Source organism: Pelagibius sp. CAU 1746 (genome assembly GCF_039839785.1).
In the GTDB taxonomy this organism is placed as follows: domain Bacteria; phylum Pseudomonadota; class Alphaproteobacteria; order Kiloniellales; family Kiloniellaceae; genus Pelagibius.
This window is the reverse complement of record NZ_JBDOQT010000001.1, coordinates 1,786,416-1,804,455: the sequence shown is the minus strand read 5'-3', so window position 1 is coordinate 1,804,455 and position 18,040 is coordinate 1,786,416. Positions and strand designations below refer to the sequence as shown.

Sequence of the window (18,040 nt, the reverse complement as noted above, 5' to 3'; positions counted from 1 at the left end):
GAACGGGCCTAATCCGGAACCGTCTCCGCAAGGCGCCCGCCGAGCCTGATCGGCGCCACGCGCCGGGCCAAGCCCGTGGCGTCGTCGGTCTCCACGAAGACCGCGCAGAGCGTCCCCTCGCCACCGGCGACGCTCAGCCGCTCGCCCCGCACCTTCTTCACGAAACGCTCCATCGGCACGGTCTTGTCCATGCCGATCACCGAATCGTAGTCGCCGCACATCCCGGCGTCGCTCTGGTAGGCCGTGCCGCCGGCCAGGATCATGCTGTCGGCGGTCGGCACGTGGGTGTGGGTCCCGACGAAGAGCGACACCCGGCCGTCGACCACGTGGCCCGCGGCCATCTTCTCCGAGGTCGCCTCGGCGTGGAAATCCAGGATCGCCGCGTCCACCGTGGCGCCGAGGCGATGCTGGGCCAGGATGCCGTTTATGCAGGCGAAGGCGTCGTCCAGGTCTTCCATGTAGAGCTGGCCCATGACGTTGAGCACCAGGACCTTCTTGCCGCGCCGCGTCTGGAACACGCCCGCGCCCCGCCCCGGGGTGCCCGCCGGGAAGTTCTGCGGGCGCAGCAGCCGGGGCTCACCGTCGATGTAGGACATGACGTCACGCTGGTCCCAGGAGTGGTTGCCGCCGGTGATCACGTCGACCCCGAGATCGAAGAGCTGGCGGCAGATCTTGTCGGTGATGCCGAAGCCGGAGGCCGCGTTCTCGCCGTTGGCGACCACGAAATCCAGGTCGAGGCGCTGGCGCAGGCCCGGCAGGTGGGCGGCGACGGCGTCGCGCCCGGGCCGGCCCACGATGTCGCCGCAGAACAGAAGTCGCATGCTCGTAATCTTTCCTTACTCTTGCCCGTCTTGATTTGCCGCAGCGCCAGGCACCACCACGCCGCCCTCGGTGACCACCAGGTCGAGGGGCTGGTCCGTCGCCTCGCGCGGGACCGCCGGCACCTGCTGATCGGCGTAGGCGAGGCCGACCGCCAGGATATCGCCCGCCTTGCGCAGAAGGGCAAGGCTGCGGTCGTAGAATCCGCCCCCATAGCCCAGACGGTAGCCGGCCCCGTCGAAGGCCAGCAACGGCACCAGCAGCAGGCCGGGCCGTAGCGCCTCGGCCGTCGCCGGAGGCTCCTGGGTGCCGAAACCCGCCGGCTGCAGGGCATCGCCCGGCCGCCAGGCGCGGAAATCGAGCGGTTGCCCGGCCGCGCGGATGGCCGGTAGGGCCAGGCGGCAGCCAAAGGCGTCCAACGCCGCCATCAGCGGACGCGGGTCGATCTCGTCCCCCATCGGCCAATAGCCGGAAACCACGATCTCCTCGGCCAGGGTCTTGCCCGGGAGGAAGCGGGCCAGAAAGTGGTCGCGCAGGACCCCCGCCGCATCCCCCTTGGCCGCCCGCTCGCGTTGGGCGGCTAAGGTCCGCGCGGCCTTGGCGGCCTTGCGCAGCGCCCGTTTTTCTTCCTGTAGGGGAGAGATCGCGGAATCGGCGGGCAAAATCGGGGCTTTCGGGGTGGACGGGGGAGGCAAGGAGCATGGGCGGCGCCGCGAAGGCCGTTGGCAACATGAATCCTCTGCGGCCTGCCAAAGCAGGTGGGCGCCATATACCGAGACCAGGGTCCCGGCAGGGACAGCTCCCTAGAGGTTTGTATTGGCCCCAGGGATTGCGATACCTGACGCACCCCGCAGCACCGCCACACTCAGAGGCTTTATCTAGGCACCCTGGAGGCGGGCGGCAATAGCCTCGATTCGCTGAGCACAAGCATCCAGGGCCCGTGACGCCTGCTCTTGGGAGGCCACGGCCGTACCGCCGGCAGCCGCGGCCGGAGCCGCCTGCGCAGCGGGGCGGCCGGCCTTGAGGCCGTCGACCTGGCGCTGGGCGTCGAAGAGCTCGTCGGCGATCAGAAGGCAGCTCATGAACAGCAGGCGCTGCTCGCCGACCTGCCCGATACCGCCCTCCAGCTCGGTCATCTTGGCGTCGATGTGTTCGGCCAGTTGCAGCAGGTGGCTTTCCTGACCGTCGTCGCAGGTCACCTGATAGCTGCGGCCGTGAACGGTGAGCGAAATCTGTGCCATGCCCGGTTTCCTTCCTCTGGCCTTCTTCTAGCTCACCAGCTTGCGCAGGCGCCCGATGGTCGCGTCCAGGCGCGTGGACACCGTGCCGGCAAGCTGCTGCAGGCGGGCGTTCTCCCGCCGGGCCGCCTCCAGGGCTTCGCGCAGGGCGTCGTCGTCGCCCGTCTCGCCACCGGGCCCGCCCTGGGCGGCCCGCTGAGCCACCACCCGTTCCAGGTTGTCGATGGCAACCTGCAATCTGTGGCTGGCTTCTTCCAATCGGGGCATTCGGCTTCCGTTCGAATTGTCTGTCCGTGCGCTCCGCTCGAGACCGGTTCCCCTTCGAGCCGATCTCCAGTCGTGACGACGCGGCGGATTCCCGCGCCGCGCGCCGTGTCTGAGGATAGGCTTCGCCTTCGTGACCGGTCAACTGCGGACCCTGGACCGGGCCAGCTTTGCCACCATGCGCCCGCGGCGGAATGAAAGGCGGCAGATTCCGCCTTTCTGCGGCGATATGCCGGTTGACCTCGGCGGGACGTGGCGGCATGTTGCCGCACGAAAGCGGCCTGTGCTGCCGCCCTCCGTTCCCCACCAGGTGGACCTTCTTAATGGACGTCGTCACGTCATCCCCGACGCAAGACAGCTCAGCAATCCCGGAAAACCAGCGAGACATGGCCAACGCGATCCGCGCCCTCGCCATGGACGCCGTGCAGAAGGCCAATTCCGGCCACCCCGGAATGCCCATGGGCATGGCCGACGTCGCCACGGTGCTGTTTTCGCGCTTCCTGAAGTTCGATCCTTCGCGCCCCGACTGGGCCGACCGCGACCGCTTCGTGCTCTCCGCCGGCCACGGCTCCATGCTGCTTTACGCGCTGCTGCACCTGACCGGCTACGAGGACATGACGCTGGAGGAGATCAAGAACTTCCGCCAGCTCGGCAGCCGCACCGCCGGCCACCCGGAATACGGCCACGCCGCGGGTATCGAGACCACCACCGGTCCGCTGGGGCAGGGCCTGGCCAACGCCGTCGGCATGGCGCTGGCCGAACGCCTGCTCAACGCCCGCTTCGGCGACGGCCTGGTCGACCACTTTACTTATGCGATCGCCGGCGACGGCTGCCTGATGGAGGGTATCAGCCATGAGGCCATCTCGCTGGCCGGCCACCTGCGGCTCGGCAAGCTGATCGTCCTCTTCGACGACAATTCCATCTCCATCGACGGCAGCGTCGACCTGACCTGCAACGACGACCAGATCAAGCGCTTCGAGGCCTCTGGCTGGGAGACCGCCAGCGTCGACGGCCACGACCCGGAAGCCGTGGCCGCGGCCATCGCGGCGGCCCGCGAGAGCGACAGGCCGAGCCTCATCGCCTGCAAGACCACCATCGGCTACGGCGCGCCCAACAAGCAGGGCACCGCCGCCACCCACGGCGCGCCCCTGGGCGAGGAAGAGATTGCCGCCGCCCGCGAGGTGCTGGGCTGGCCCTACCCGCCTTTCGAGATTCCCGAGGCGGTACTGAACGCCTGGCGTGCCGTGGGCCGGCGCAGCCAGGACGCGGTGAAGGCCTGGCAGGGCCGCCTTGAGGCCAGCGAGCAGCGCGCCGTCTTCGAGCGCCAAATGGCCGGCAAGCTGCCCGAGGGCTGGCAGGATGCCGTCGCCGCCTTCAAGGCCGAGATCGCCGCCGAGGCCCCCAACGTGGCGACCCGGGTGTCCTCGCAGAAGACCCTGGACGTGCTGGCCGCCGCGATCCCCGAGATGATCGGCGGCTCCGCCGACCTGACCGGCTCCAACAACACCAAGGCCAAATCCCAGGGCGTGGTGACGCCGGACGACTTCTCCGGCGCCTACATCCACTACGGCGTGCGCGAGCACGGCATGGCCGCCGCCATGAACGGCATCGCCCTGCACGGCGGCCTCATCCCCTACGGCGGCACCTTCCTGGTGTTCAGCGACTACTGCCGCCCTTCGATCCGCCTCTCGGCGCTGATGGGCCAGCGGGTCGTCTACGTCATGACTCACGATTCCATCGGCCTGGGCGAGGACGGTCCGACCCACCAGCCGGTCGAACACCTGGCCGCGCTGCGCGCCATTCCGAATCTGCTGGTCTTCCGTCCGGCCGACACCATCGAGACTGCTGAGTGCTGGGAACTGGCCCTGCAGAGCGAGGATGCTCCCTCGCTGCTGGCATTGACGCGCCAGGGCCTGCCGACCCTGCGCAAGGACATCTCCGAGAACCACTCGGCCTACGGCGCCTATATCATGGCGCCGGCCGACAGCGAACGTCAGGTGACGCTGATCGCCTCGGGCTCCGAGGTGCAGATCGCCCTGGAAGCGCAGAAGCTACTGCGCGACGAAGGTATCTCGGCCGCCGTGGTGTCCATGCCGTGCTGGGAGCTTTTCGAGCAGCAGCCGCCGCATTACCGCGACGAGGTGCTCGGGCCCGGCACGCTGCACATCGCCATCGAGGCCGCCCTGCCCTTCGGCTGGGAGCGCTGGATCGAATCGGGCGGCGCCTTCGTCGGCATGCGAAGCTTCGGCGCTTCGGCCCCGATCAAGGACCTGTACAAGAAGTTCGACATCACCGCCGAAGCCGTTGTGGACGCCGTCAAGACCCGGATTTGACCGCCCCCACGGCGCCGCGGGTTTTCTTTAGGACACCTGCTCCCCCGGAGCAGGCATGCATTTGGAGGCCCAGTTTATGACTTCTTCTGCGCTGGCGGAAACCGCCCAAGCCCTGGTTGCCGACGGCAAGGGTATCCTGGCCGCGGATGAAAGCTCCCCGACGATCAAGAAGCGCTTCGACAGCATCAAGATCGAAAGCACCGAAGAGAACCGCCGCGACTACCGCGACATGCTGTTCACCACGCCGGACGCCGGCAAGTACATCTCCGGCGTCATCCTCTACGACGAGACCATCCGCCAGAAAGCCGCCGACGGCACGCCGCTGGTCAAGAAGCTGACCGATGCCGGCATGATCCCCGGCATCAAGGTCGACATGGGCGCCAAGCCGCTGGCCGGCCACGAAGGCGAGACCGTGACCGAGGGCCTGGACGGGTTGCGCGGGCGACTGGAGGAATACGCCAAGCTGGGTGCGCGCTTCACCAAGTGGCGCGGCGTCTACCGCATCGGTGACGGCATCCCCACCCCGGGCTGCATCACCGCCAACGCCCATGCCCTGGCGCGCTACGCCGCGCTGGCGCAGGAAGCCGGTCTGGTGCCGATCGTCGAGCCGGAAGTGCTGATGGACGGCGACCACGACATCGATGTCTGCGAGGCGGTCACCGAAGAGGTGCTGCGCAGCGTCTACAACGAACTGGTGTTGCAGGACGTCTGGCTGGAAGGCACCCTCCTGAAGCCGAACATGGTGATCTCCGGCCAGGACTGCGAGGAGCAGGCCGGGGTTCAGGAAGTCGCCGAGCGCACGGTGCAGTGCCTGAAGCGCACCGTCCCGGCCGCCGTGCCCGGCATCGTCTTCCTGTCCGGCGGACAGAGCGACGCCTTGGCCACCGAGCATCTCAATGCCATGAACAAGCTGCCCGGCACGCTGCCCTGGAAGCTCAGCTTCTCCTACGGCCGCGCGCTGCAGGCGGCGCCGCTGAAGGCGTGGAGCGGCAAGCCGGCGAACCTGGAAAAGGGCCAGGCCGCTTTCCTGAAACGCGCCCAGGACAACGCCGCGGCAGCGAGTGGCACCTACGCCGCCTGATCCGCGGCACCCAAGAAACGCAGGGGAACCGTCGGCGGCCCGGACCGGGGCCGCAGGCACTAGGGAACGGAGACTGAATATGGCAGTTCGGGTTGGTATCAACGGTTTCGGGCGCATCGGGCGGCTGGTGTTTCGCGCGGCAATGGAAGCCAAGCGCAAGGACGTGGAATTCGTCGCCATCAACGATCTCGGCACGCCCGAGGCGAACGCGCACCTGCTGAAGTACGATTCTGTGCACGGCATCTACCCCGGCAAGGTTCAGGCCATGAAGGACGCCATCAAGGTCGATGGCAAGAAGGTCAAGGTGTTGGCCGAACGCGACCCGGCCAAGCTGCCCTGGGACGACCTGGGTGTCGACATCGTGATGGAGTGCACCGGCATCTTCACCAGCAAGGAAGCCGCGGGCAAACACCTGGACGCCGGCGCCAAGAAGGTACTGGTCTCGGCCCCGGCCTCCGGCGCCGACATCACCGTGGTCTACGGCGTCAACCACAAGAAGCTGAAGAAGAGCCACAAGATCATCTCCAACGCCTCCTGCACCACCAACTGCCTGGTGCCGGTGGCCTGGGTGCTGGACAAGACCGTCGGCATCAAGCACGGCTTCATGACCACCGTCCATTCCTACACCGGCGACCAGCCCAGCGTCGACACTCTGCACAAGGATCTGCGCCGCGCCCGCGCCTCGGCCCTGTCGATGATCCCGACCTCGACGGGCGCCGCGCGCGCCACGGGTCTGGTGCTGCCGGAACTGCTGGGCAAGCTGGACGGCACCTCGGTGCGCGTGCCGACCGCCAACGTCAGCCTGGTCGACCTGGTGATCGAGGCGAAGAAGAAGACCGACGCCGAAGCCATCAACGCCGCCATGGCGAAGGCCGCTAAGGGCGACCTGAAGGGCGTGCTGGAAATCAACGAGGCGCCGCTGGTCTCCTGCGACTTCAACCACAACCCGGCCAGCTCCACCTTCGACGCCACCCAGACCCAGGTCCTGGACGGCACCTGCGTGCGCATCCTGTCCTGGTACGACAACGAGTGGGGCTTCTCCAACCGCATGAGCGACACCGCCGTGGCGCTCGGCAAGCTGCTCTAAGGGCTTGCCCCCGGCCCCGCCCGCGGTGCGGGCGGGGGGTTGGGAACGATCCGGAACGGCACACAAAAATAAAGCGGGACCTTCGGGTCCCGCTTTTTATTATCATCCGGCCATGAGCGAACGCGTCATCATCATCCACTCCCTGGAACAGGCGGTCACCGCGCTGAAGGCGGCGCGCGACCTGGGCCTGCCGGTGACGCTGGCCTCGCCGCCGGGAGCGGCGGCCTACACCGGCGCGCTGTGGTTCCGCGAGGTGGTGAAGCAGGCCGAGCGCGAGGTGCCCCAGGCCGAGGTGTCCTCGATCCTCGACTGCGGCGACAAGCCGGGCCTGGTCATGGCGGCCTTCCGCCAGGGCGTGCTGCGGGTACGCTTCACCGGGCCCAAGGCGGCCGCGGACAAGCTGCGCGCCATCGCCGAGGCCGAAAGCCACCACTTGATCACCGGCCCGCTGGAGGCGCTGGACCTGCTGGACATCGCCGATAGAGCCCAGGCCTGCCGCGATTGGCTGAAGACGGAGACTTGAAGACATGACGAAACCGCCGGCGCCTCTGGGGATCGACGAACTGCCGCTGTCGCAGAAGGATATCGACACCCTGCAAAAGATCTGCCGCAACGCCGGCAAGCAGGCCAACCAGTTCTGCCTCTTCTCCGGCCCCAGCGGCACCGGCAAGACCATGGTCGCCGCCGTGATGGCCAATGAACTGGAGCGGCCGCTGCAGCGGATGAAGCTGGGAGCGGTGGTCGGCAAATCGGCCGGCGAGACGGCGGAGAACCTGACCGCCCTGTTCGCCAAGGCGCAGGAAGCCGAGGCCGTGCTGTTCTTCGACGAGGCCGACGCTCTGTTCGGCAGGCGCAGCGAAGTGCAGGACAGCCACGACCGCTTTGCGAACCAGGAGGTCGGCCACCTGCTGGAGGCCCTCGCCGCCTACAGGGGCCTGGTCATCCTGAGCAGCAACCGGAAGGCCGAAGCCGGCTCGCCGGTCTCGGCCTGCAAGGCCCACAGGCTGACCTTCGCCCGCCAGGACGACTGAGCCCCCGCCCCACCGCCTCCTCCGAGAAAGCCCCGCCCTTGTCCGAGCCTTTGTCCGACTTCCTGCCCCGCCTGATGCTGGTCTCGCCGCTGCTGGACGACAGCGCGGCCAGCGCTGTCGCCAAGGCTCTGGAGGCCCTGGATCCGGCAACGCTGGGCGACATCGAGGTTTCCGCCCTGCTGCTGCGCGGCGGCGCGCTGGACGACGCCGCCTTCGCCCGCCTGGCGGCGCCGCTGATCGCCGCGGCCCAGGCGCGCGACATCGCGGTGCTGCTGGAAGACCGCCCGGAACTGGTGGCCGCCAGCGGCGCCGACGGCCTGCACCTGACCCTGGCGGAGGACGAAAAATCGCCCGTCAAGGCGCTGCGCAAGCGCTTCGGCGAGGATGTCATCCTGGGCGCCGGCTGCGGCGGCTCGCGTCATTTGGCGATGACCGCCGGGGAGGACGGGGCCGACTATCTCGGTTTCGGCGACTTGGAGGGATCCGAGGGTGGCGGGGCGGCCGCCAACCCCGAGGTCATCGCCTGGTGGGAGGCGGTCATGACCCCGCCCCAGGTCGCTTTCGGCGCCAGGACCGCTGAGGAGGCCCGTGCCCTGGCCGCCGCGGGGCCCGACTTCCTGGCCCTCGGCCCGGCCTTCTGGCTGGGGGAAAAGGACCCTGCCGGGGCCCTGAAGGCGCTGCTCGGCGGCCTTGGCGAGAGCCGCTGACAGCGCGGATTTCCGCGCTTTCCGCCGGGCCACCTCCGGCGTTGCCACCCTGGAGGCAAGCTGGTAGCTTCCGCGCGCTTTCCAGAACACCTAATCCCGGACGATCCCCCAATGAAGATCAACGGCAACGCGATCCGCCCTGGCAACGTCATCGAACACAAGAACCGCCTGTGGCGTGCCGTCAAGATTCAGCACACCCAGCCCGGCAAGGGCGGCGCCTACCTGCAGTGCGAGCTGAAGGACATCCGCGACGGCACCAAGCTGAACGAGCGCTTCCGCGCCAGCGAGGACGTCGAGCGCGTCCGCCTGGACCAGAAAGAGTATCAGTACCTCTATGAGGACGGCGACATGCTGACCTTCATGGACAACGATACCTACGAGCAGATCACCCTGAACAAGGATCTGGTGGGCGAGCCGGTGGTCTTCCTGCAAGAAGGCATGAGCGTCACCATCGAGTCCTACGAGGACGAGCCGATCTCGGTCATGCTGCCGGACACCGTGGTCATGGAGATCACCGAGGCCGACCCGGTGGTGAAGGGGCAGACCGCCTCCTCCTCCTACAAGCCCGCGGTGCTGGAGAACGGCAGCCGTATCATGGTGCCGCCGCATATCGAGTCCGGCACCCGCGTGGTGGTGAACACCGCCGACGCCAGCTACGTCGAGCGCGCCAAGGACTGAGGCCGCCCGCGCCCCTTCCCCGAAGACCGCTCCCCCAAACGACCCAAGAAGCTAGAAAGACCGCAAGACCCGCATGGCCACCCGCTCCGCCCTCTTGAACGTCATGACCAAGGCCGCCGACAAGGCGGCCCGCGGCCTGAAGCGCGACTTCGGGGAGGTCGAGAACCTGCAGGTCTCCCGCAAGGGCCCGGCGGATTTCGTCTCCGCCGCCGATCTGAAGGCCGAGAAGGTCCTGAAGGAGGAGCTGCAGAAGGCGCGGCCGGGCTACGGCTTCCTGATGGAGGAGTCGGAGGCGGTGGCGGCCAGCGACGACAGCGGCCGGCGCTGGATCGTCGACCCCCTGGACGGCACCAGCAACTTTCTTCACTCGCTGCCGCATTTCGCCATCTCCATTGCCCTGGAGGAGCGCGGCGAGATCATCGCCGGGCTGGTCTACGATCCGATCAAGGAAGACCTCTTCCATGCCGAAAAGGGCCAGGGGGCCTTTCTCAACGACCGCCGGATCCGGGTTTCCTCCCGCACCAGGATGACCGACTGCCTGATCGCCACCGGCGCGCCCTTCGCCGGTAAAGGCGACCGCCCGCAGTTCCTGGGCGAGATCGACGCCGTCATGGCCAATACCGCGGGAATCCGCCGCTGGGGCGCCGCCGCCCTGGACCTGGCCTATGTGGCGGCCGGGCGTTTCGACGGCTTCTGGGAGCGCGGGCTGTCCCCCTGGGACTACGCCGCGGGCCTGATTCTGTTGCGCGAGGCCGGCGGATATGTCAGCGAAATGAATGGGAAAGCCCTCACATTGGGCTCGCCCAGCATCCTGGCGACCAACAACGCCATCCACAGCGACCTGATGAAGCTGCTACGCAAACCTTTAAGTAACTAAAAGGCTCAATAATAAGCCCCTCCGCGGCACACCGCTGTGCCGCCCGCCGCCCCTGCGGCCCCGCAAAGCAGGTTGTCCCGGGCGCGGTGGAAGCATAGTGTTAACCACAGTGGTTAGCAGGGGAAACTGGGGTATTAGGGGCTATGAGCAGACTCGCATCACTCGGCCGAAATACGGCGGAAAACCGGGCGAAAGAGCGCCGGTTTGCGCCGGCCTGCGCGGCTGCCGGCGCCCTCGCCCTGACCCTCACCGCCACTGCGGCCCTGGCGCCCGCGGCGCTGGCCCAGTCCAACTCCGGCATCGTCATCAACAGCGACGTGCTCAACAGCCTTGGCCCCGGCCCGGCGGCCACCGCGCCGCTGGCCCCGCAGCCGGGCTATCTGCCCGCGCCGCAGGTCCGGGCCCAGCCGTCCCAGGCGCCGGTCCTGCGTCTGCCCCCGCAGCAGGCGCCCGGCAGCCAGAACTTCCAGTCCTACGGCAACGGCAACTACGTGGTGACCCGTCCGGGTACCTTGCTGTTCCCGCCGCTGGAGGCCCCAGCCAGCACCCTTGCGCCGGATTTCCAGGACAATCACGCGGCCCGCGCCGAAGCCATGCAGAATGCCTTCGCCGAGGGCCCCGAGCCCTCCTCGCAGCTGCTGATCCCGCTGGACAACGGCCAGCGCCCTGCCGGGGGCGCGAGCGCGGACGGCAGCATCGTCGTCTTCATGGACAACCTGCCGCCGGTCGACGAGAGCGCCGCGGCCGGCGACGCGCCCAGGCTGACCCTGCGCCGCCCGCCGATAGCCGTGCCGCAGCCGGCCCCGCGCAAGCCGGAGGTATCGCCGGAAATGCTGGCCGAGGTCGGCGTCACGACGGTCGATGAGCCGGCCGCGCCCCTGGCGCCCGAATTCCAGACCCCGGCGAAGAACGACGCGGCCCCGACCATGGCCGAGGTGCCGCCGGTCGCCGAGGTCGAGACTGCCGCCATCGAGCCCGCGCCCGCCGCGCCGGCCCCCGTCGTCCAAACTCCCGTCGTGCAAGCCACCGCCGAGACAGCGACCACCGCCACGGCCGCGCCCGGAAACATGGCTGCGCCCGCCGCGCAGCCTGCCGAGGTTCCGCAGAGCACGGCGAAAGCCGGTGCGATGCCGGCCAGCAGCGCCGACATGCCGGCGCCCGTCGCCACGACCGAGCCGGCCCCTCGGGAGCACATGGCCCAGGCGGAAAGCGACGGCCCGGTCAACCTGCTGCCGGCGAGCGAAGTTCAGGCCGCAGCGCCGATGACCGGCGAGACGGTGGCCAGCGCCGACGTGCCGGCGCCGATCGCTGCCGCACCCGCTACGCCCGGCGTCCAGACCGCCAGCCTGGCGGTCGGCGCGCCGCTGGAAGACATCAGTGTCACCTTCGACAACGATTCGGCGGAACTCTCGGACCTGGTTCAGGCCGAGTTGCTGTCCCTCGCCGACAGCCTGCGCGCCAACGAAGCGGGCCGCATCCAGGTGCTCGGCTTCGCCAGCGCCAAGGACGGGTCTCAAGACCTGGCGCGCAAACTGGCCTTGTCCCGGGCGCTCAAGGTTCGCAGTTTCCTGATCGATGCCGGCGTTCCCTCCGCGCGCATTCAGATCCGTCCGGCCGGCGAGCAGACCGGCAACGGTCCTGCAAATCGGGTCGACATCCGGCCGATTGACAGCTAACCCTTAAAGACGCGAGCTTAAGGTGGATTCCCCGGCTGCGCGGGTCGCAGCGCGGGCCGATCTGCCTTATGATTGACACATCCGCCCCGCGGACCCGAGGGTAAGACCGTCACGATGTCCTTCCTGCAGACCTATCTCATTCGAATGGTGGCGTTTCTCGCGGCCTGCGCCGTGGCCGGCGCCTTCATCGCACCACAGTTGCAGGACGCCTTTGTCGCCAATCTCTGGCTCAACGGTCTGATTATTCTCATTCTGATCATTGGCATTGCCTACAGCTTCATTCAGGTGCTCGGCCTGCGCGGCGAGATCTACTGGCTGGAGACCCTGCGGCGCGAAAGCCGCGGCGGGCTGGTCTTTCCCGGCACCCTGTCGCAGGACAGGCCGCCGCGCCTGCTGGGCCCCATGGTCACCATGATCGGCGACAAGGCCGGGCGGCTCAGCCTCTCGACCATGTCGATGCGCTCGCTGCTGGACACCATCCAGGCACGCATCGAGGAATCGCACGAGATCTCCCGCTATGTCATCGGCCTGCTGATCTTCCTCGGCCTGCTGGGCACCTTCTGGGGCCTGCTCGACACGGTCAACGCCGTGGGCGAGACCATCGGCGGCCTGTCGGGCGGCAGCGGCGACGCCGTCGCCCTCTTCGAAGAACTGAAGGGCGGCCTGCAAGCGCCGCTGTCAGGCATGGGCACGGCTTTCAGTTCCTCGCTCTTCGGCCTCGCCGGTTCGCTGGTGCTGGGGTTCCTGGAACTGAACTCGGCCCAGGCGCACAACCGTTTCCTCAACGAGCTGGAAGAGTGGCTCTCCAGCGTCACCAAGCTGGGCAGCGGCGGCGGCTTCAGCGGCGAAGGCGAGCAGCCGGTCTCGGCCTACGTCCATGCCCTGCTGGAAAAGACCGCCGACAGCCTGGAGCAGCTACAGCGCACCGTGGCGCGCGGCGAGGAAGACCGCGCCAGCGTGAACCAGAACCTGGCGGCGCTGACCGAACGCCTCAGCAGCCTCACCGACCACATGCGCACCGAGCAGTCGGTGATGCTCTCCATCGCCGAAACCCAGGCCAGCATGAAACCCCTGCTGCAGCGCCTGGCCGATTCCGGCGAGGAAGGCGGCGGCCTCGACAAGGCCACCAAGGGCCACATCCGTAATCTGGACCTGCGCCTGGAGCGCATGTCGGCGGAGATGGCGCACGGCCGCGAGTCCGCGGTCGAAGAACTGCGCAGCGAAATCCGCCTGCTGACCCGCACCCTGGCGGCCATGGCCGAAGAGGGTTAGGTAAGGCCCCACCATCAGGATTAGGTGCATCATGAGATCGACTTTTCGACCGCACCCGACAGGAGCCACGCGCAGCACGATGTGGTGCATCGGGCAAGCGTGGCGACGCCGCGGGCGCGGAGCGAAAAGCGACCCTGCGGGCGGTCGGGAAGGTCCCGTGGACGTCGTCGCACCGGCTTGCCGATGGCCCACATCGCCTGCACCGGTGCTCCTAGCCACGGGGCGTTCCCGACCGTCTCATGGCGCACCTAATCCTGATGGTGGGGCCTAATGTACGCGCTGGGCAGAGGAGGGTCGCGCCGTTCGATCAACATCTGGCCGGGCTTCGTCGACGGCCTCGCAACTCTGCTGCTGGTCGTCATCTTCGTCCTCATGGTCTTCATGGTGGCGCAGTTTTTCCTCTCGGTCGCCATCACCGGCAAGGACGAGGCGCTGACGCGCCTGGAAAGCGAAATCGCCGAGCTGGCCGAGCTTCTGGCGCTGGAGCGGAACGCCAATACCGAGCTGCGGCTCAACGTGCAGCAACTCTCCGCCGAGCTGCAGTCCTCCCTTGCCTCGCGCGAATCCCTGGCCAACCAGCTCGCCACCGTCAGCGAGGAGCGGGAGTCCCTGGTCAACCAGCTTGCCGCCCTGGCCGACGAGCGTGACCGCTTGGCCGCATTGCTGTCCGAAGAACAGGCCGAGCGCGAGCGTCTGGCCGGCGTCGCCGCCAGCAGCGAGGAAGAACTCGCCGCAGCGCGGACGGAGTTGCAGCAGAACCGCCAGGCCCTCAGCGAGGCCGAGACGGCGTTGGCCGACGAGCGCGACGAGTTGAACGCCGCCCTCGCCCGCCTGGAGGTCGAGCAGAAGAAGCTGGAAGAGGCCCTTGCCGTCATCGCCGCCGGCAAGGCCGAGCTGGAGGACGCCTATTCGACCATCGAGGCCGACAAGGACAAGATCGAGGCGCAGCTCGCTGAGTTGGCGATCCTCAAGTCCCTGCGCGACGATCTGGTGGAGAAGCTGCAGGCTTCGCAGAGCTCACGCGAAGAATTGGAAAGCGAGCTGAAGTCGGAGCGCACGGCGCTCGCCGAACAGAAGCAGCTCTCCGAGGAAGCTCAAATCCAGGTGACGCTGCTGAACCGCCAGCTCGCCGCGCTGCGCGAACAGCTCGCCCAGGTCGCCGAGGCCCTGGAAGTCTCCGAAGCCAAGAACAAGGAGCAGGAGGTGCAGATCGCCGACCTCGGCAAGCGCCTCAACGTCGCCCTGGCCAGCAAGGTGCAGGAGCTGGCGCGCTACCGCTCGGAGTTCTTCGGGCGCCTGCGCGAGGCGCTGGGCAACCGCCAGGACATCCGCATCGTCGGCGACCGCTTCGTCTTCCAGTCGGAGATCCTCTTCGCCAGCGGCCAGGCCACCATCGGCGGCGAGGGCCAGCGCCAACTGGCGCGGCTGGCAAGCACCTTGAAGGAGATCGCCGCCGACATCCCCGGCGAACTCGACTGGGTGCTGCGCGTCGACGGCCACACCGACCGCGCGCCCATCAGCACCGCGGCCTTCCCTTCGAACTGGGAACTGTCGACGGCGCGCGCCGTCTCGGTGGTGAAGTTCCTCATCAGCGAGGGCATCCCGCCGCAGCGCCTGGCCGCCACCGGCTTCGGCGAGTTCCAGCCGCTCGATCCCGGCGGCGACGAGATCGCCTACCGCCGCAACCGCCGAATCGAATTCAAGCTGACCCAGCGCTGAGTGGTTCTGCTACGAGACGCTTCGCCCTTCGAGACGGCCTTTCAGGCCTCCTCAGGGTGAGGCTTTAACCCAGACCTCATGCTGAGGAGGCCGCGCAGCGGCCGTCTCGAAGCATGCGCCGATTGGAAATCCTCAGCCCCCCGAAGCGCGGACACCCTCTGCGCCGGCGCCGTTGCCCAGCGCCGCGCCTTCGCCGAACTGCAGGGTGGCGAGGTGGGCGTAGAGGCCGCCGGCGGCGACCAGCTCGGCATGGGTGCCGCTTTCCACCAGGCGGCCCTGGTCGATGACCAGGATGCGGTCGGCCTTCAGCACTGTGGCCAAGCGATGGGCGATGATGAGGGTGCTGCGTCCGGCCATGAGGCGGTCGAGCGCCTGCTGCACCACGCGCTCGCTCTCGGCGTCGAGGGCCGAGGTGGCCTCGTCGAGCAGCAGCAGCGGCGGATCCTTCAGGATGGCGCGGGCGATGGCGAGGCGCTGGCGCTGGCCGCCGGAAAGGCGCACGCCCTTCTCCCCCAGGTAAGTGTCGAAGCCCTCGGGCAACCGCTCGAGGAATTCCAGGGCCCCGGCCGCCGCGGCCGCCGCACGCACCTCTTCGTCGCCGGCCCCGGGGCGCCCGTAGCGGATGTTCTCCCAGGCGTCGGCGGAGAAGACCACCGGCTCCTGCGGCACCAGGCCGATGCGCGCCCGCAGATCGGCCGGATCGGCCTCCGGCAGTGCCACGCCGTCGAAACGGACGGCGCCGCTCTGCGGATCGTAAAAGCGCAGCAGAAGCTGGAAGATGGTGGTCTTGCCGGCGCCGGAGGGGCCGACCACGGCGACCTTCTCGCCCGGCGCCACGGCGAAGTCGAGGCCCTGCAGGGCCGAGTGGTCGGGGCGCGAGGGATAGTGGAAGACCACGTCTTCGAAGGCGACGGCGCCGCGCGGCGGCTGCGGCAGAGCGACAGGGTTGGCGGGGGCGGTGATGTCGGGCTCCACAGCCAGCAGATCGAGCAGGCGCTCGGTGGCGCCGGCGGCGCGCTGCAGGTCGCCGATCACTTCCGAGAAGGCGCCGGCGGCGCCGGCCACCACGATGGCGTAGAACACGAAGGCGGAAAGTTCGCCGGCGGAGATGCGCCCGCTGATCACGTCGTGGCCGCCGATCCACAGGATGGTGCTGACCGCGCCGAAGACCAGCACGATGACCACCGCGGTCAGCATGGCGCGCGCCGCCACGCGCTGGCGCGCCGCGGCGAAGGCCTCCTCGACCCGCGCGCTGAAGCGCCTGCGGTCGACGCCCTCGTGGACGAAGGCCTGCACGGTGCGGATGGCGTCCAGCGCCTCACCGGCGTAGACGCCCAGGTCGGCAACCCGGTCCTGGCTGGTCCGGCTGAGGCGCCGCACCCGGCGCCCGTAGGTGAGGATCGGCAGCAGCACCAGTGGCACCACCAGGAAGACCAGCGCCGTCAGCTTCGGCGAGGTGACGACCAGCAGCACGCTGCCGCCGATCAGCAGCAGAAAGTTTCGGATGGCGATGGAGACCGAGGAGCCGACCACGGTCTGCAGCAGCGTGGTGTCGGTGGTCAGCCGCGACAGCACCTCGCCGGTGCGGGTCAGCTCGTAGTAGGCCGGCGAGAGCGTGAGGATGTGGTCGAAGACGCGCGCGCGGATGTCGGCCACCACCCGCTCGCCGATCCAGGACACCAGGTAGAAGCGCGCGTAAATGGCCAGCGCCAGCAGGAAGACCACGCCGAAGAGCACCAACACCGCCTGGTTCAGCAGGGTGGCGTCGCCGGTGGAAAAACCTTCGTCGACCAGCCGGCGCAGCCCCACGCCGAGGCCCAGCACCGTGCCGGAAGCGATCACCAGGGCGGTCATGGCGCCGGCAAGCTGCAGACCGTAGGGGCGCACGAACTGCCACAGCTCGACCAGCAATTTCAGGCTGCCCCGGGCCCGCGCGTCCTCGCGCTGCGGCGCCGGGACGGCAGAAGACATTCTCATAAACAGACGATCCCTTCGTCCCCGCCGCCCTAAGGCCTGTATGGGCGCGGGTGGCGAGAAGATAACGCCTCACAGGGCGCTTGGCGAACCCTCAGGCGCCCGGCGCGGGCCATCGATAATTGCGATTATTGCAATAATTGGAGCCTGCCCCGGAAACGATCATCAACCCTTTGGAAATCAAGGCTCATTCGGATCGGCCCCGGCGCTCCGGCCGGGGCTTGCACCGCCGGACGGTCTCGGGTATACAGCGCGGCGCTTTAAAGGATCAAAGCCATGAAAAAAGACATTCATCCCGACTACCACGAGATCACCATCCAGATGACCGATGGTAGCGAGTTCAAGACGCGCTCCACCTACGGGGCCGCGGGCGACACCATGCGCCTGGAGATCGACCCCAAGACGCACCCGGCCTGGACCGGCGAGCATCGTCTGGTCGACAGCGGCGGCCAGGTGGCCAAGTTCAACAAGCGCTTCGGCAGCTTCGGCCTGAAGTAAGACGGGCTGAGCCAGCCGGGGCGCCGAACGGCGCCTGCCAGTACGACATCGAAGGGCGGCAGTTCTGCCGCCCTTTTGTCATGTCCGCAGGACGGCTCGACGAGAGCCTGGAGCAGATCAGGATCGGCTGGAATCGCCGGAGGCGATCCAGCGGCCCTGTGAATCCGATCTAGCTGAACTGCCGGCGCGGCGGGTCCTGTAGCGAATCCAGGCGGGAAACCCGCTGGTAGAGGCGAAGCGAGCGGTCCAGCAGCTCGGCCAGACGCGGCTGCAGGGAGCCGTCCACCGGCGGCTTGGTTTCCTCGCAGACCGACTTCCCGGCCAGGCGGAATTCCGGCGCCTTGGCCTCCTCGCGGGACATTTCCCCCGCGTGCACCGCCTTCTGCACCAGCAGCCAGGCCATAATCTGGGTCAGGCGCGAGGTCAGCCGCATGGCCTCGCAGGAGGCCAACATGCGGTCGTTCGGCGTCAGGCGCTCGCGCTCCAAAGGCTCGCGATGGGTCAGGTAGTCGCGGGCCTCGCGGGTCAGCGCCAGGGCCTCCTCGAAGGTGCTGTCGAAAAAGGCGACGGTGGTATCACTCAAACTGAAGTCTCTTGCCCTGAAATCTGTCGTAGCGGCCACGGAAAGCCGCAGGCCGGCCCAAGCCGCCCGCGCTCCGTTCTCCGGCTCCCTACTCTCCGGCGGCGAGTTTAACCGAGGCCGGCTTAATAATCCCTTGGTCTCGAAAGGGACAGGCCGCGGCGGCGTCGGGGTCGAATTTATGAATATTTTCCTTCATCTTCGGA

18 protein-coding genes and 1 other RNA gene are annotated in these 18,040 nt (G+C 68.2%); 12 read left to right on the top strand and 7 right to left on the bottom strand.

Going from position 1 to position 18,040, the window contains the following annotated elements; genetic code table 11:
• Positions 1-8 precede the first annotated feature (8 nt).
• The 5 genes from AAFN88_RS08465 to AAFN88_RS08445 all read right to left on the bottom strand — a co-directional run bounded on the left by AAFN88_RS08465 (position 9) and on the right by AAFN88_RS08445 (position 2,324).
• Positions 9-821: a TIGR00282 family metallophosphoesterase gene (locus AAFN88_RS08465; RefSeq protein ID WP_347519817.1), complete on the bottom strand. Its 813-nt coding sequence runs from the start codon at positions 819-821 to the stop codon at positions 9-11.
• Positions 822-836: 15 nt separating this feature from the next.
• Positions 837-1,481, bottom strand: a complete 645-nt coding sequence (locus tag AAFN88_RS08460; protein ID WP_347519815.1) for a 5-formyltetrahydrofolate cyclo-ligase — start codon at positions 1,479-1,481, stop codon at positions 837-839.
• A gap of 41 nt (positions 1,482-1,522) precedes the next feature.
• Positions 1,523-1,679: non-coding RNA, 6S RNA (gene ssrS, locus AAFN88_RS08455), on the bottom strand.
• A gap of 18 nt (positions 1,680-1,697) precedes the next feature.
• Entirely contained in the window at positions 1,698-2,060 is a 363-nt protein-coding gene (locus AAFN88_RS08450) for a cell division protein ZapA (protein WP_347519813.1), read from the bottom strand.
• Positions 2,061-2,087: 27 nt separating this feature from the next.
• Entirely contained in the window at positions 2,088-2,324 is a 237-nt protein-coding gene (locus AAFN88_RS08445; protein WP_347519811.1) for a hypothetical protein, read from the bottom strand.
• A 320-nt stretch (positions 2,325-2,644) separates the two neighbouring features.
• On the opposite strand from AAFN88_RS08445, the gene tkt reads away from it, so the two are divergent.
• The 11 genes from tkt (at position 2,645) to AAFN88_RS08390 (ending at position 14,782) form a co-directional block, all read left to right on the top strand.
• Entirely contained in the window at positions 2,645-4,654 is a 2,010-nt protein-coding gene (tkt, locus tag AAFN88_RS08440; protein WP_347519809.1) for a transketolase, read from the top strand.
• A 76-nt stretch (positions 4,655-4,730) separates the two neighbouring features.
• The gene (locus AAFN88_RS08435; protein WP_347519808.1) at positions 4,731-5,735 is read left to right on the top strand and encodes a class I fructose-bisphosphate aldolase; all 1,005 of its coding nucleotides are present in this window, start codon (positions 4,731-4,733) and stop codon (positions 5,733-5,735) included.
• Between the two features lie 79 nt (positions 5,736-5,814).
• Positions 5,815-6,822, top strand: coding sequence for a type I glyceraldehyde-3-phosphate dehydrogenase (gap, locus tag AAFN88_RS08430; protein ID WP_347519806.1), 1,008 nt, complete (start codon positions 5,815-5,817; stop codon positions 6,820-6,822).
• Positions 6,823-6,934: 112 nt separating this feature from the next.
• Entirely contained in the window at positions 6,935-7,345 is a 411-nt protein-coding gene (locus AAFN88_RS08425; protein WP_347519804.1) for a hypothetical protein, read from the top strand.
• 4 nt (positions 7,346-7,349) lie between these two features.
• Entirely contained in the window at positions 7,350-7,853 is a 504-nt protein-coding gene (locus tag AAFN88_RS08420) for an AAA family ATPase (RefSeq protein WP_347519803.1), read from the top strand.
• A 38-nt stretch (positions 7,854-7,891) separates the two neighbouring features.
• Positions 7,892-8,560, top strand: a complete 669-nt coding sequence (locus tag AAFN88_RS08415; RefSeq protein ID WP_347519801.1) for a thiamine phosphate synthase — start codon at positions 7,892-7,894, stop codon at positions 8,558-8,560.
• A 111-nt stretch (positions 8,561-8,671) separates the two neighbouring features.
• Complete coding sequence (gene efp / locus AAFN88_RS08410; RefSeq protein ID WP_347519800.1) at positions 8,672-9,238, top strand: elongation factor P; 567 nt, start codon at positions 8,672-8,674, stop codon at positions 9,236-9,238.
• Between the two features lie 73 nt (positions 9,239-9,311).
• The gene (locus tag AAFN88_RS08405; protein WP_347519798.1) at positions 9,312-10,115 is read left to right on the top strand and encodes an inositol monophosphatase family protein; all 804 of its coding nucleotides are present in this window, start codon (positions 9,312-9,314) and stop codon (positions 10,113-10,115) included.
• 143 nt (positions 10,116-10,258) lie between these two features.
• On the top strand, positions 10,259-11,791 hold the full coding sequence (locus AAFN88_RS08400; protein ID WP_347519797.1) for an OmpA family protein: 1,533 nt from the start codon (positions 10,259-10,261) through the stop codon (positions 11,789-11,791).
• Positions 11,792-11,905: 114 nt separating this feature from the next.
• On the top strand, positions 11,906-13,063 hold the full coding sequence (locus AAFN88_RS08395) for a flagellar motor protein MotA (protein ID WP_347519795.1): 1,158 nt from the start codon (positions 11,906-11,908) through the stop codon (positions 13,061-13,063).
• A 270-nt stretch (positions 13,064-13,333) separates the two neighbouring features.
• Positions 13,334-14,782 (top strand): peptidoglycan -binding protein, encoded by a 1,449-nt coding sequence (locus AAFN88_RS08390; protein ID WP_347519794.1) that lies wholly within the window; start codon positions 13,334-13,336, stop codon positions 14,780-14,782.
• A gap of 132 nt (positions 14,783-14,914) precedes the next feature.
• Here the strand turns inward: AAFN88_RS08390 and AAFN88_RS08385 are convergent, their stop codons facing one another.
• On the bottom strand, positions 14,915-16,753 hold the full coding sequence (locus AAFN88_RS08385; protein ID WP_347519792.1) for an ABC transporter transmembrane domain-containing protein: 1,839 nt from the start codon (positions 16,751-16,753) through the stop codon (positions 14,915-14,917).
• A gap of 279 nt (positions 16,754-17,032) precedes the next feature.
• Between AAFN88_RS08385 and rpmE the strand changes: the two genes are divergently transcribed.
• Complete coding sequence (gene rpmE / locus AAFN88_RS08380) at positions 17,033-17,254, top strand: 50S ribosomal protein L31 (protein ID WP_193367937.1); 222 nt, start codon at positions 17,033-17,035, stop codon at positions 17,252-17,254.
• A gap of 169 nt (positions 17,255-17,423) precedes the next feature.
• Here rpmE and AAFN88_RS08375 read toward each other — a convergent pair whose 3' ends face one another.
• Entirely contained in the window at positions 17,424-17,837 is a 414-nt protein-coding gene (locus tag AAFN88_RS08375; protein ID WP_347519790.1) for a DUF1465 family protein, read from the bottom strand.
• Positions 17,838-18,040: the final 203 nt, after the last annotated feature.